This is a genomic window from Citrobacter sp. RHBSTW-00017 (assembly GCF_013797615.1).
GTDB lineage: Bacteria > Pseudomonadota > Gammaproteobacteria > Enterobacterales > Enterobacteriaceae > Citrobacter > Citrobacter braakii.
On record NZ_CP056899.1, the window covers coordinates 3,990,226 to 4,003,692 of the forward strand.

13 protein-coding genes are annotated in these 13,467 nt (G+C 53.5%); 2 read left to right on the forward strand and 11 right to left on the reverse strand.

Going from position 1 to position 13,467, the window contains the following annotated elements:
- Window positions 1–21 precede the first annotated feature (21 nt).
- From nlpE to HV037_RS19360, 3 genes are read right to left on the reverse strand one after another with little or no spacing between them, the layout of a single operon-like run.
- Window positions 22–723: an envelope stress response activation lipoprotein NlpE gene (gene nlpE / locus HV037_RS19350; protein ID WP_103283485.1), complete on the reverse strand. Its 702-nt coding sequence runs from the start codon at window positions 721–723 to the stop codon at window positions 22–24.
- Between the two features lie 30 nt (window positions 724–753).
- Complete coding sequence (gene arfB, locus HV037_RS19355) at window positions 754–1,176, reverse strand: alternative ribosome rescue aminoacyl-tRNA hydrolase ArfB (RefSeq protein ID WP_016151775.1); 423 nt, start codon at window positions 1,174–1,176, stop codon at window positions 754–756.
- Window positions 1,173–1,718, reverse strand: a complete 546-nt coding sequence (locus HV037_RS19360; RefSeq protein ID WP_046275338.1) for a YaeQ family protein — start codon at window positions 1,716–1,718, stop codon at window positions 1,173–1,175. The genes arfB and HV037_RS19360 overlap by 4 nt, the downstream gene beginning before the upstream one ends.
- 188 nt (window positions 1,719–1,906) lie before the next feature.
- On the opposite strand from HV037_RS19360, the gene HV037_RS19365 reads away from it, so the two are divergent.
- Window positions 1,907–2,107 carry a YaeP family protein gene (locus HV037_RS19365; RefSeq protein WP_003018499.1) on the forward strand — a complete coding sequence of 67 codons (201 nt, stop codon included), beginning with the start codon at window positions 1,907–1,909 and terminating at the stop codon, window positions 2,105–2,107.
- Window positions 2,094–2,354 carry a Rho-binding antiterminator gene (gene rof, locus HV037_RS19370; protein ID WP_016151773.1) on the forward strand — a complete coding sequence of 87 codons (261 nt, stop codon included), beginning with the start codon at window positions 2,094–2,096 and terminating at the stop codon, window positions 2,352–2,354. Before HV037_RS19365 ends, rof begins: the two co-directional genes overlap by 14 nt.
- 54 nt (window positions 2,355–2,408) lie before the next feature.
- Here rof and tilS read toward each other — a convergent pair whose 3' ends face one another.
- The 8 genes from tilS to lpxA form a co-directional block, all read right to left on the reverse strand.
- Window positions 2,409–3,701, reverse strand: a complete 1,293-nt coding sequence (gene tilS / locus HV037_RS19375) for a tRNA lysidine(34) synthetase TilS (protein WP_103283484.1) — start codon at window positions 3,699–3,701, stop codon at window positions 2,409–2,411.
- A gap of 61 nt (window positions 3,702–3,762) precedes the next feature.
- Window positions 3,763–4,152: a VOC family protein gene (locus HV037_RS19380; RefSeq protein ID WP_016151771.1), complete on the reverse strand. Its 390-nt coding sequence runs from the start codon at window positions 4,150–4,152 to the stop codon at window positions 3,763–3,765.
- Between the two features lie 66 nt (window positions 4,153–4,218).
- Window positions 4,219–6,357, reverse strand: coding sequence for a lysine decarboxylase LdcC (gene ldcC, locus HV037_RS19385; RefSeq protein WP_181500133.1), 2,139 nt, complete (start codon window positions 6,355–6,357; stop codon window positions 4,219–4,221).
- 99 nt (window positions 6,358–6,456) lie between these two features.
- The gene (gene accA / locus HV037_RS19390; RefSeq protein WP_003018513.1) at window positions 6,457–7,416 is read right to left on the reverse strand and encodes an acetyl-CoA carboxylase carboxyl transferase subunit alpha; all 960 of its coding nucleotides are present in this window, start codon (window positions 7,414–7,416) and stop codon (window positions 6,457–6,459) included.
- Window positions 7,417–7,428: 12 nt separating this feature from the next.
- Entirely contained in the window at window positions 7,429–10,911 is a 3,483-nt protein-coding gene (gene dnaE / locus HV037_RS19395) for a DNA polymerase III subunit alpha (RefSeq protein ID WP_016155731.1), read from the reverse strand.
- A gap of 24 nt (window positions 10,912–10,935) precedes the next feature.
- Window positions 10,936–11,532 carry a ribonuclease HII gene (gene rnhB, locus HV037_RS19400; protein ID WP_019078405.1) on the reverse strand — a complete coding sequence of 199 codons (597 nt, stop codon included), beginning with the start codon at window positions 11,530–11,532 and terminating at the stop codon, window positions 10,936–10,938.
- A complete protein-coding gene (gene lpxB / locus HV037_RS19405; RefSeq protein WP_003829168.1) occupies window positions 11,529–12,677 on the reverse strand; it encodes a lipid-A-disaccharide synthase in 1,149 nt (382 codons plus the stop codon). The genes rnhB and lpxB overlap by 4 nt, the downstream gene beginning before the upstream one ends.
- Complete coding sequence (gene lpxA, locus HV037_RS19410; protein WP_003018525.1) at window positions 12,677–13,465, reverse strand: acyl-ACP--UDP-N-acetylglucosamine O-acyltransferase; 789 nt, start codon at window positions 13,463–13,465, stop codon at window positions 12,677–12,679. Before lpxA ends, lpxB begins: the two co-directional genes overlap by 1 nt.
- Window positions 13,466–13,467: the final 2 nt, after the last annotated feature.

Below are 13,467 nucleotides of genomic sequence, written 5' to 3' on the forward strand. Positions count from 1 at the left end.
ACAGTTTTTATAAGCTGCAGATTAATCATCGCAACTCTGGCCAGGGATAAACTTAATTTCTTTATCCGCTCTTAAGGTTTTCACTGGTGTGCCCGTATCAGGATTTTCTTCCATCGTGAAGTGCCCTTCCACAGTAAGCAGAACTGCCTTATCCGTTGCACCACGCGCAGTCAGATAATCTCGCTCCAGTTGTGCATTGTTCGCGACAGAGACTCTTTTACCCGTCGCACAATCAGTGAAGGTTGCCGCGTCAGCCATATAGAAGTACATGCCCCGCATCGGCATTGGCGTCACCGGTAAGCTGGCAGAAACTGGCTCAAGCGTGTAGTTGAACTGTGACTCAATCGGGTTACCTTCACGATCGAGCATCTCCAGCGCTTCACCTTTTGCCCGGTAGTACGACTTTTCACCTTTGCTGTCAGTCAGCACCAGCTTATCGGCAGTGCGCGCCCATGTACCATAAGAGGCAAAGGAGGACGGTTCATCCCGCACGCCCTGATAGCGTTCGTTCATCACCCATGTGCCGTCTTTTTCCAGGAACAGAGAGGTTTCAATTCCTTCGCAGTCCGCGCAAGGCAAAATGCCACGCCAGCTTTGCTGCATCGGTTTTAATTCTGCCGCCCGCGTCGGCTGTACTACATCGACTTCAGTACGGTTGTTACAGCCGATCAAGGAAAAAAGCGTGCATGCAGCGACCACGGACAATATTGCTGTTTTCACTATGAATTCCTTATAATTTTTTATTCCCGCTCGTCAGTCTTGCGTTCGACGAACTCTCCCACGCAGTGCTTTCACTGTGGATTTTTGCGCCTTCGATGACAACCTGCGCTCTTTCGAGGCGCGCGTTGGACGTGTTGCCTGTCGGCTTTTTTGCACCGCGGTTAATTCTTTTATCACCGCCACCAGTCGGGAGATTGCCGCTTCCCGATTTAGCTCCTGGCTACGGTATTCCTGCGCCTTTATGATAATAACGCCATCGCTGCTAATCAGATGATGGCTGGCGGCCAGCAGACGTTCCTTGTAATACTCTGGCAGGCCTGAGGCCCGAATGTCAAAGCGCAAATGGATAGCCGTAGAGGTCTTGTTAACGTGCTGACCGCCCGCGCCCTGTGCCCGAATCGCCGTGATTTCCAGCTCACTGTCAGGGATAGAGACGTTTCGGGAGATAACAATCATGAACGCGGCTGCCACGCGGTCAGATGAATTTCCAGATTGTTCTGAGAATCAGACAGCCAGATAGCGCCATCCTGGATAGTTGCCTGCAGCGCCATTGTACGACCAGCAAAATCACTCAGTTGCGCCAGCTGTTCATCATCCAGATACCACACGGTGAGATTTTTAAACTGCGCACACTTGTTCTGGTTTTGCTGCCACCAGATCTGGGCCGCACGGCTGTTGTAAGTAAACAGGGCAACTTCACCAGACTGGGTACAGGCTTTTTTAATACGACGCTCATCCGGCAGACCCAGTTCAATCCAGAGATCGATGCCCAGATGATCGTTACGCAGCCATGCTTCAGGCTCGTCTTCAGCACTCAGGCCACGCGTGAACTGCAGCCGTTCATCGGCATATTTAATCCAGGCCAGCAGGCGCAGCATCATGCGCTCCTGGGTTTCAGAGGGATGACGCGCCAGCGTCAAGGCCGCGTCAAGGAACTGGTTGCGGTCGAGATCCGCTACGTTGACGACGGCTTTATAAATTGTCGCTTTAAGCGCCATGAGAGAACTCCTTTCGAATCAGGCGCTCATTGTAGCGAAAACTGCCGCAAAAGGCTGCTAACAGCTCCTCAATCAAGGCGCTGATATTGCTTGAATGAGTATGGTATAGTCACCTTGCTAAACAGAGTTTATCTTCGTAGGCTTAGACTTGCATCCACGGTTAAGTCAGAGTGCTGACAGGAGGGCATGTGGAAAAATATTGTGAGTTAATACGCAAGCGGTACGCGGAAATCGCCAGCGGAGACTTAGGGTATATCCCGGATGCGCTGGGTTGCGTATTGAAGGTGCTTAATGAAGTGGCGGCAGACAGCGCCCTTCCAGAGTCGGTCAGGGAAAAAGCGGCCTATGCTGCCGCCAACTTACTGGTGAGCGATTATGTCAATGAATGAAACGTATCAACCCATCAATTGTGATGATTACGACAATCTTGAACTCGCCTGCCAGAACCATTTGTTACTGACGCTGGCGCTAAAAGATGGCGAAGTTTTGCAGGCGAAAGCGAATGACCTGGTTTCACGCAAAAACGTGGAGTATCTGGTCGCAGATGTCGCAGGTGAAATCCGGGAGCTTCGTCTCGATAAAATTGCCAGCTTCAGCCACCCGCAAATCGGTACCGTGGTCGTCAGCGAATCTTAGCTTTTCTTGCGCCTTATCAGGCCTAAATGACCAGGCCTGATAATCGCAGCGCCATCAGGCGTGCCAAATCAGACTCATGCCTTCTTCATCTACCGCCGCCCCCTCACGCGTCACAAAAACACCCGCAGCCGCAATCAACGTTTCACCGTAAAACAACAACGGCGTGGTATCTCGTCGCCAGGGCGGGATCCCCTGCTCCTGCCAGATTTTCTTTAATTTACGTCCACCGTTACGCCCGACAATATGCAATACGCCTGGCGCTTTAAAACGAATACTGATCGCTTCACTTGCTTGCGGCATGCGCAATTCGCCAGCCGAGATTAGCTGCACCGAGCCTAACCCGGCAGGCAGCGTCAACGGCGTTTCCCGACATGACCACGGGATGACTGTTTCGCTTTGCCCGTCGACCGATTTAACCCACCATAGCTGTGACTGATAGCGACGGACCTCATATTCTCCTAGACGAAAACAGGGGGAAGCATCTTCTCGCGCCAACGCCACTTCCTGCCAGATACGTTCCAGCCCGTCCCGGGAAGGCATCGGTGCATTTACCCCCGCCAACCAGCGACGAAGCAGAGCGGCACGCCGCACGCCACTCATCATCATTAACGGTGCCAGTAACAGCGTGCCTTGGGCAGTCACGCAGTCGGCTAAATCATTGGCCAGCAGTTCATCCAGTAAACTCTCCTGCTCGGCGCACAGCGCGGCGCTACGGGCTGCGGCTTGCGCGAAGTGCGGCCATCGCTGTTGGAGCAAGGGGGTAACGCGCAATCTGAGAAAATTGCGATCGTAGGCATCATCCTGATTACTTTCATCTTCGATCCAGCATAATTCATGCTGTCGCGCCCATGCTTCAAGCGCCTCTCGCGTTTGCGCCAGCAGCGGTCGAATCAGTTGGGTTCCGGCAAATGGTGAGCTTTCGCCCATGGCGGAGAGCCCGGCAGGACCACTGCCGCGTTTAAGCGCCAGTAGAAAGGTTTCACACTGGTCGTCGAGATGCTGGGCGGTCATCAGCACTTCACCCGGTAGTAAGATCTGCGCAAATGCCTGATAGCGCGCGCGTCGCGCCTGAGCTTCGATGCCCAAACCATCATCCTCAAGATGGACCCGTTCAACCACCAGCGGCACCTGCCACTGTGCGCATACCGACTCACAGTGTTGCACCCAACTGTCTGCCTGCGGGCTTAATCCGTGATGAATATGGATTGCGCGCAAGGCAACCTCAGGATTTTGCGCTCGCCACAGTACCAGCTGATGCAGCAGCACGGTGGAGTCCAGCCCGCCGCTAAAGGCGACCAGAATCGATTGAGAATTCAGCAGTGAAGTGTTCAGCGTGAGTGTCGTCATGATGGTTACTTACAAGGGCATTGCCCGGCACATTGCCAGGCTAATGCCACAATGATAAGACTTACAGCTCGTACAGTTCGAGCGGTAATCCGTCCGGATCGTTAAAAAACGTAAAGCGTTTGCCGGTAAACGGATCGATACGCACGGATTCGCACTTCACGTGGTGAGCTTCCAGATGCGCGATCGCTTTTTCCACGTCATCTACGCTGAACGCCAGATGGCGTAAACCGCAGGCTTCCGGTCGGCTCGGACGGCAAGGCGGAAATGGAAAAGAAAAAAGCTCAATCACATACTGACCGTTCAATGCCAGATCACCCTTCCACGAGTCACGTTCTTCCCTGTAGGCTTCGCTGATTAGCGTAAAGCCCAGCACATCACAGTAAAATGCCTTACTCGCCGCGTAGTCCGTCGCAATAATGGCAATATGGTGAACCTGTTTTAATCCCAGCATAGCGTCATCGCCTCTTTCGTTTTTCTGCCAGCACGTTACTCATGCGTAATGGGTTCACGCAAGTCGTCATGCCATTTTTAGGACTCGCACGCGATACACGCCATCTTCACCCAGTTTAGCGCCATGGATATCGGTTTCAAATCCAGGATAGTGATGGCCCACTGAACACAACATCAGCAGAAAATCGAGTACAGCCCGACTTTTAGCCGTAATCATTTCCCCGGGCATCAAGAGCGGCACACCGGGAGGATAAGGCAGAATCATATTGGCAGAAATGCGCCCCACCAGTTGATCGAGCGCCACCGTTTCGACCTCACCTTTGATCTGCCGCTGCCAGGCCTGGTGCGGGGTCATTTTCATTTCCGGTAAGGTATCAAATGCCCGCAGCATCAGCCCGGAGAGATCGTGCTGGCGGATCAGCTTATGGATCCCCTGCGCCAGATCCTGAATACGCATATTACGATAGAAATCGGGATCCTCGGCATACAGATCCGGCAGCATATTTTTCACGCGTAAATTCAGATCGTACGAGCGTTTAAATTCCGTCAGGCCGCGCAGTAGCCCCATCGCCCGGGTTTTATCAATGCCAATACTGAACAGGAACAACAGATTATACGGTCCCGTTTTCTCGACAACGACGCCGCGCTCATCAAGGAATTTCGCCACCAGCGCCGCAGGGATCCCCTCTTCACTCATATTTCCCTGTTCATCCATTCCCGGCGTAAGAATGGTGACCTTCACCGGGTCGAGGAACATATGGTCGGCGTCAGCATCAACAAATCCGTGCCAGTCTTCACCAGGCGCTACCGGCCAGCACTCCGCCTCATCTACCCTTTCCGGCTGCCAGATATCAAAGAACCAGCCATCCGACTCTTCGCGTAGCCGCTGCACTTCTTTACGGAAATGCAGCGCCCGCTCCACCGAACGATTGATTAACCTCTTGCCTGAATTGCCACGCAGCATTGCCGCCGCCGTTTCTATCGACGCGACAATCGGGTAGCTCGGGGAAGTGGAAGTGTGCATCATAAAGGCTTCGTTGAACGTCTCTTCGTCGTAGTCGCCCTTAATGTGGATCAGAGAAGCCTGTGATAGTGCCGCCAGCATCTTGTGGGTTGACTGGGTTTCAAAAATCACTTTCCCCGGCACCCGTTCGCCGCTCATCCCGCTTTTCCCCTGATAGATCGGGTGAAAATGGGTATACGGCACCCAGGCAGAATCAAAATGAATGGAGGGCACATCCAGGGTTTGCTTGATCCAGTTGGTGTTATACAACAGGCCGTCATAGGTGGAATTGGTGATCACCGCGTGTACCGGCCATAGTGCCTGAGGGGTCTCTTCTACCTTGCGTTCAATGCTTGCGCGGGTGAATTCCCGACGAGGTATACCGCCGAGGATCCCCAGCGCATTGCGCGTAGGCTTCAGCCAGATTGGCACCACATCGCTCATCATTAGCAAATGCGCCAGCGACTTATGACAGTTGCGATCAATCAGTAGCGTACTGCCTGAAGGCGCGGCATACATGCCGACAATCTTGTTCGACGTCGAGGTGCCGTTGGTCACCATATAGCTCTGCTCGGCGCCAAAGGTGCGCGCGATATACTCCTCCGCTTCCAGATGCGGGCCGGTATGATCCAGCAGCGATCCGAGTTCAGTCACGGAAATAGACACGTCGGCCTTCAGCGTATTGCCGCCAAAGAAATCATAGAACAGGCAGCCTACCGGGCTTTTCTGATACGCCGTTCCCGCCATATGTCCGGGTGTGCAGAAGGTGTACTTTCCTTCCTTCACATAGGTAAACAGCGCCTTGGTGAAAGGAGGCGTGATGTTATCGAGGTATTCGCTGGTGTACTGACGGATGCGGGTTGCAATATCTTCAGACTGGCCCAGCGCATACTCAAAAAACCACAGCGCCATGCGCAGGTCGTGCGCGCTGACATCCATCGTCGAATGGGTATTAATAAAGGCGTAGAGCGGGAGATACTCGTTGAGCTGGTTGATGTCACTGCACAGATCCAGACTGTATTCATCCCAGTCAAAAATGACACTGCAAATTCGTGGGTTATGTTCGATAAACTTAAGCAGGTCGACGCTATTCTGCGGCCAGATAATCTGAAACCCCTGCTGTTGCAGCGCACGCTCAAGTTCCTTGATGGGCTCATCTTTATAAAAGACGCCATGCGGTCCCATGATGGCAATGATATTCATGCGTTCCTCCTGGAAAAACCTTAGTTAATCATAGCCTGGTGAAACCACAGGTAAAAAAAAGGGCCACAGCGTTGTGGCCCTTTTCAGAATTAATGCAGTTTACGCGTAACCGTAGCTCATCAGACGCTGGTAACGACGGTTTTTCAAATCATCTTTGCTTAACACGTCGAGGTCGGCGAGATCGGCCAGCAACTGTGCTTTCAGGGACGCAGCCATCACTTCCGGGTTGCGGTGCGCGCCGCCCAGCGGTTCCGGGATGATAGAGTCGATAAGCTTCAGCTCTTTCAGACGCGGCGCGATAATCCCCATCGCTTCTGCGGCCAGCGGCGCTTTGTCGGCACTTTTCCACAGAATGGAGGCACAACCTTCCGGGGAGATAACGGAATAGGTGCTGTATTGCAGCATATTCACTTTATCGCCCACGCCGATCGCCAGCGCGCCACCGGAACCACCTTCACCAATAACGGTGCAGATTACCGGTACGCTCAGACGCGACATTTCACGCAGGTTGCGCGCAATCGCTTCAGACTGACCACGTTCTTCCGCGCCCACGCCCGGATAAGCCCCTGGGGTGTCGATGAAAGTAATGATCGGCATATTGAAACGCTCGGCCATTTCCATCAGACGCAGCGCTTTGCGATAGCCTTCCGGTGCCGGCATGCCGAAATTACGACGAATTTTTTCTTTGGTCTCACGGCCTTTCTGATGACCAATGATCATCACCGGACGGCCATCCAGACGCGCGATGCCGCCGACAATAGCTTTATCATCCGCATAGGCACGATCGCCCGCCAGCTCATCAAATTCATCAAATGCCAGGCGGACATAATCCAGGGTGTACGGACGCTGTGGATGGCGCGCCAGTTGGGCTACCTGCCATGCGCCAAGATCGGCGAAGATTTTACGCGTCAGCTCTACGCTTTTTTCACGCAGACGATGCACTTCTTCATCGATGTTAATATCCAGTTTCTCATCCTGACGGCTAACCGCAGTCAGAGAATCGATTTTTGCTTCCAGCTCTGCAATCGGCTGTTCAAAATCAAGGAAATTCAGACTCATAGTATTCCTGTATTAGTCAAACTCCAGTTCCACCTGCTCCGAACCAATAAGGCCACGGAGATCGTTTAGCAAACGATCGCTCGGAGAGACACGCCACGTTGTGCCAAAACGCAATCGCGCACGTGCATCCGCCCTCTGATAGTAGAGATGTACTGGAATTGTCCCCGAGCGGTGGGGTTCCAGAGACTGACGGAGTCGGTTTAAAAGCTGGTCATCAATTTGCCTGTCCGTCAGCGAGATAGCAAGCCCGCGAGCATATTTTTCCCGGGCTTCGTCAATATCCATGACTTCACGGGCCATCATTTTAAGCCCGCCGCTGAAGTCATCAAAGCTGACCTGTCCGCTGACGATAAGTATGCGGTCTTTTTCCAGCAATTGCTGGTATTTATCCAGGGCGTCGGTAAACAACATAACTTCCAGACGCCCGGAACGGTCATCCAGGGTACAGATGCCGATACGATTGCCGCGCTTGGTGACCATTACCCGCGCAGCAATGACGAGCCCCGCAGCCGTGGTGACTTTACCACGTTCTGTCGGATGCATGTCTTTCAGCCTGTGGCCTCCAACATAGCGCTCAATTTCTTTTAAATACTGGTTGATGGGGTGTCCCGTCAGGTAAAGCCCTAACGTTTCACGTTCCCCTTCTAATACCACCTGCTCCGGCCACGGTGTACAGTTAGCATAAGACTGTTCAATTTGTTCCGGCTCTTCAGCCAGCACGCCAAACATGTCCGCCTGACCCGTTGCCTCGGCTTTCGCATGCTGATCGGCGGCTTTTAGCGCATCGTTGAGCGAATTCATCAGCGCCGCACGATGCGGACCAAGGCGGTCAAACGCCCCGGACATGATTAACTTTTCCAGCACCCGGCGGTTGAGTTTTTTGATGTCCGTGCGCGCACAGAGATCAAACAGCTCGCGGAAGTAACCGCCTTCGTTGCGCGCCTCAATAATAGCTTCAATTGGCCCTTCACCCACGCCTTTTATCGCGCCGATGCCATAGACAATTTCGCCATCATCATTCACGTGAAAATGATAAAGCCCGGAGTTGATATCCGGCGGCAGGATTTTGAGCCCCATACGCCAGCATTCATCCACCAGCCCGACCACTTTCTCGGTGTTATCCATATCGGCGGTCATTACCGCCGCCATAAACTCGGCGGGGTAATGCGCCTTCAGCCATAGCGTCTGGTAAGAGACCAGCGCATAGGCAGCGGAGTGCGATTTGTTAAATCCGTAACCGGCGAATTTCTCCACCAGGTCAAAGATTTTCATCGCCAGTTCGCCGTCGACGCCGCGCTTTTTCGCCCCTTCTTCAAAGGTGCCGCGCTGCTTAGCCATCTCTTCCGGCTTTTTCTTACCCATCGCACGACGCAACATGTCCGCACCGCCAAGGGTATATCCGGACAGCTCCTGGGCAATCTGCATAACCTGTTCCTGATACAGGATAATGCCGTAGGTCGGCTCCAGTACCGGTTTCAGACACTCATGCTGCCATTGTACGTCCGGGTAGGAAATCTCTTCGCGACCATGCTTACGGTCGATAAAGTTATCTACCATCCCCGACTGTAGCGGACCTGGACGGAACAGGGCCACCAGGGCGATCATATCTTCGAAGCAGTCAGGCTGCAGACGTTTGATAAGATCTTTCATGCCGCGGGATTCTAGCTGGAAGACCGCCGTGGTCTCCGAGCGTTGCAGCATGTCGAAGCTTTTCTTGTCATCCAGCGGGATAGCGGCGATATCCAGCGGCGGCTCGCCGTTCTTTTCACGGCGCGCGTTAATCATTTCCAGCGCCCAGTTGATGATGGTGAGCGTACGCAGGCCGAGGAAGTCGAACTTCACAAGGCCGGCATATTCCACGTCGTTCTTATCAAACTGAGTAACCGGGTGCAGCCCCTGTTCATCGCAGTACAGCGGCGCAAAATCGGTAATTTTGGTCGGCGCGATAACTACACCACCGGCGTGTTTACCGGCGTTACGCGTGACGCCTTCCAGCTTACGCGCCATATCGATCAGCGCTTTAACCTCTTCATCTGCCTCATAGATTTCCGGCAGTTGGGGTTCGGCTTCAAAGGCTTTTGCCAGCGTCATGCCCGGATCGGGTGGCACCAGTTTCGAAATACGGTCAACGAAGCCGTACGGGTGTCCCAGCACGCGCCCCACGTCACGGATAACCGCTTTGGCCGCCATCGTACCGAAGGTAATAATCTGCGAAACAGCATCACGACCGTACATTTCCGCCACGTGTTCAATTACCCGGTCGCGTTTCTCCATACAGAAGTCAACGTCGAAGTCGGGCATTGAGACACGTTCCGGGTTCAGGAATCGTTCGAACAGCAGGTCAAATTCCAGCGGATCCAGGTCGGTAATTTTCAGCGCATAGGCGACAAGCGAGCCGGCACCGGAACCACGTCCAGGGCCTACCGGTACGCCGTTATCTTTCGACCACTGGATAAATTCCATCACGATCAGGAAGTAGCCAGGGAATCCCATCTGGTTGATAACTTTCAGTTCAACTTCCAGACGTTCGTCATAAGGCGGGCGCTTCTGGGCGCGAACTTCAGGGTCCGGGAACAAAAACGCCAGACGCTCTTCCAGACCTTCGCGCGATTTCGCCACGAGGAAATCCTCGGTGGTCATATCACCGGTCGGGAACTGTGGCAGGAAATACTCACCCAGACGTACCGTCACGTTACAGCGCTTAGCTATCTCAACGGTGTTTTGCAGCGCTTCCGGAATATCGGAAAACAGCTCGCACATCTCATCTTCGCTACGCATGTACTGCTGCGGCGAATAATTTCGCGGGCGTTTCGGGTCGTCAAGGGTGAACCCGTCATGGATTGCCACGCGGATTTCATGCGCGTCAAAATCACCGGTTTCAAGGAAACGAACATCGTTGGTCGCCACCACCGGAAGACCACGTCTTTCCGCCAGTTCTACCGCTGCATGCAGATAATTTTCTTCATCTTGCCTGCCGGTGCGGATAAGCTCGAGGAAATAACAATTTGGAAAATGTTCTTCGTAAAACGCTACGCACTCATCAACCAGCGCGCTATTACCGCGCAGCAGGCTGCGCCCGACGTCGCCCATGCGGCCGCCAGAGAGCAAAATCAAACCTTCTTTTAACTCGGCCAACCAATCCCGGTCGATGACCGGCCCTTCTGCGCCATAACCACGCTGATAGGCTTTCGATATCAACAACGTCAGGTTCTGATAGCCGGTATTATTTGCGGCCAGCACGGTGAGCTGCGTGAGTTCATCGCCCAGCAGTTCGCTACGGACATGAAAATCTGCGCCAACTATCGGCTTGATACCCGCACCGTGACCCGCTCCGTAAAACTTCACCAGACCACACAGGTTGGTAAAATCGGTGATCGCCAGCGCAGGCATGCCTAACGCGGCCGCCTTTTTCACTAGCGGCCCGGTTTTCGCCAGCCCATCGATCATGGAGTAGTCGCTGTGCACCCGCAGGTGGACGAAACGAGGTTCAGACATCTTCAGATTCCTTCGACACAAGAATCAGGACGTGAGTCCCAGTGCGCGTTTGACGGGGCCAAAACTACGGCGATGGTGCTCTGTTGCGCCATGCATTGCCAACTTTTCCAGATGAAAAGCGGTTGGATAGCCTTTGTGCTGTGCAAAGCCATACTGCGGGAACACCGTATCCAGGGCCGCCATTTCAGCATCACGTGTAACTTTTGCCAGTATCGACGCCGCGCTAATCTCCGCCACACGGCTATCACCTTTTACCACCGCAAGCGATGGCACCGGTAATGCCGGGCAACGATTGCCGTCGATCAGTACGTATTCCGGCGCTATATGCAGACCCGCAACCGCACGCTGCATGGCCAGCATAGTGGCATGTAAAATATTCAACTCGTCGATTTCATGTGGTTCCGCACGCCCCAGGCTCCAGCTTAACGCTTTTTCTTTAATCTCATCGAATAGCGCCAGGCGACGTTTTTCCGACAGTTTTTTTGAGTCGTTAAGACCGATAATAGGGCGAGCCGGATCCAGAATGACGGCGGCAGTGACGACCGCGCCGACTAAAGGACCACGTCCAACTTCATCTACACCCGCCACTAAATGCGTATGCGGATATACAAATTCAATCATTGCGCTAACTCCAGGACCGCATCCGCCGCCTGCTCATCAGCGTTGCAACGGATCTGCTGATGCAGTTCACGGAATGTGTCGTGCATTGCATGGCTGGTTTTGCCATTCGCCAGCAACGGCAACAGCGCTTGCGACAGCGCCTGCGGTTCGCACTCTTCCTGCAACAGCTCTTTAACCAGTTCTCTTCCCGCCAGTAGGTTAGGTAGCGAAACGTAATCGGTCTTCACCAGACGCTTTGCCAGCCAAAAGGTGAAAGGTTTCATACGATAGCCAACCACCATCGGGCATTTTGCCAGCATACATTCCAGCGCAGCGGTGCCTGAAGCCAGCAGTGCGGCATCGCTGGCAACCATCGCTTCACGTCCCATCCCATTAAGCAGATGTACGGAAAGCTCCGGTGCAACTTCAGCTTTAATGCGCTCAAACTGCTCGCGACGTTTGGCATTCACCAACGGCACTACCACTTCGAGATCTGGATAATGCTGGCGTAACAACTGCGCCGTTTTCAGAAAATCGGCGCTAAGCATCTCCACTTCTGCGCCACGGCTTCCTGGCAATAGCGCCAGGCAGTGAGCGTCATGGGGAATACCCAGAACATCGCGAGCCGCGTTTTTATCCGGGTCCAACGGCATGGCATCTGCCATGGTATGACCGATAAAGCGGCACGGGACGTTAAATTTGTCATAAAACGCTTTTTCGAAAGGCAGAAAGGCCAGCACCATATTGGTGGATCTGCCTATTTTGAAAACGCGTTTCTGTCGCCAGGCCCACACAGAGGGGCTGACGTAATGAATGGTTTTAATGCCCTGCTTTTTCAAATTCCCTTCGAGGGTAATATTGAAATCAGGCGCATCAATACCGACGAAAACATCCGGCTTTAAGTCGGTAAATCGGCGAGTGAGATCGGCGCGAATATGCAGTAACCGGCGCAGGCGTCCGAGCACTTCAACAATGCCCATTACCGCCAGCTCTTCCATTTCGTACCAGGCTTCACAGCCTTCGGCCTGCATCAGCGGACCCGCCACGCCAACAAAACGCGCATTGGGAACGCGAGCCTTGAGTGCACGGATTAACCCTGCACCAAGAATATCGCCGGAGGTTTCTCCGGCGACGAGGGCAATCGTTAAAGGACGCTGCTCAGTCATTAACGAATCAGACCACGCGTTGAGCGCTCAAAGAAGTCGCTGAAAGCCTGAACTTCAGGGTATTGTTTCGCCAGTTCCGCGATTTCCGGTTTCACTTCTTCCAGCGTTTTACCACTACGGTACAACGCTTTGTAGGCATTACGAATCGCGGTAATCGCTTCGCGGGTGAACCCACGACGCTTCAGACCTTCGATATTGACGCCAAATGGCGTTGCGTGGTTGCCCTGGGCGATAACGTATGGAGGCACGTCCTGAGCAACGCCAGAACAGCCACCAACCATCACATGCGCGCCGATGATGCAGAACTGATGCACCGCAGTCATACCGCCGATGATAACAAAATCATCCAGCGACACATGCCCGGCAAGCGTGGCGTTATTCGCCAGAATACAGCGGTTGCCTACCGTACAATCATGCGCGACGTGCGCATTAATCATCAGTAAGTTATCGCTGCCCACCTTCGTCACTCCACCGCCCTGCACTGTGCCACGATGAATGGTGACGCTTTCGCGGATGCGGTTGCGATCGCCAATTTCCACGCGGGTCGGTTCGCCAGCATATTTCAGATCCTGGTTAACTTCACCGATGGAGGCAAACTGATAGATCTCGTTATCGCGACCAATTTTTGTATGGCCATTCACGACAACGTGAGACTTCAGTACGGTACCCTCACCAATTTCAACATGGGGTCCAACAATACAAAATGGGCCAATGTGAGCGTTAGCGCCAATGCTGGCGCCTTCTTCCACAATGGCAGTTGGGTGAATAAAGGCGGATTTATCAATCACGT

Coding starts and splice junctions, on each gene's coding strand:
- rnhB (WP_019078405.1), bottom strand. CDS start 11,532: ATGATTGAATTTGTATATCCGCATACGCATTTAGTGGCGGGTGTAGAT.
- HV037_RS19360 (WP_046275338.1), bottom strand. CDS start 1,718: ATGGCGCTTAAAGCGACAATTTATAAAGCCGTCGTCAACGTAGCGGAT.
- lpxB (WP_003829168.1), bottom strand. CDS start 12,677: ATGACTGAGCAGCGTCCTTTAACGATTGCCCTCGTCGCCGGAGAAACC.
- accA (WP_003018513.1), bottom strand. CDS start 7,416: ATGAGTCTGAATTTCCTTGATTTTGAACAGCCGATTGCAGAGCTGGAA.
- ldcC (WP_181500133.1), bottom strand. CDS start 6,357: ATGAATATCATTGCCATCATGGGACCGCATGGCGTCTTTTATAAAGAT.
- HV037_RS19380 (WP_016151771.1), bottom strand. CDS start 4,152: ATGCTGGGATTAAAACAGGTTCACCATATTGCCATTATTGCGACGGAC.
- arfB (WP_016151775.1), bottom strand. CDS start 1,176: ATGATTGTTATCTCCCGAAACGTCTCTATCCCTGACAGTGAGCTGGAA.
- rof (WP_016151773.1), top strand. CDS start 2,094: ATGTCAATGAATGAAACGTATCAACCCATCAATTGTGATGATTACGAC.
- tilS (WP_103283484.1), bottom strand. CDS start 3,701: ATGACGACACTCACGCTGAACACTTCACTGCTGAATTCTCAATCGATT.
- dnaE (WP_016155731.1), bottom strand. CDS start 10,911: ATGTCTGAACCTCGTTTCGTCCACCTGCGGGTGCACAGCGACTACTCC.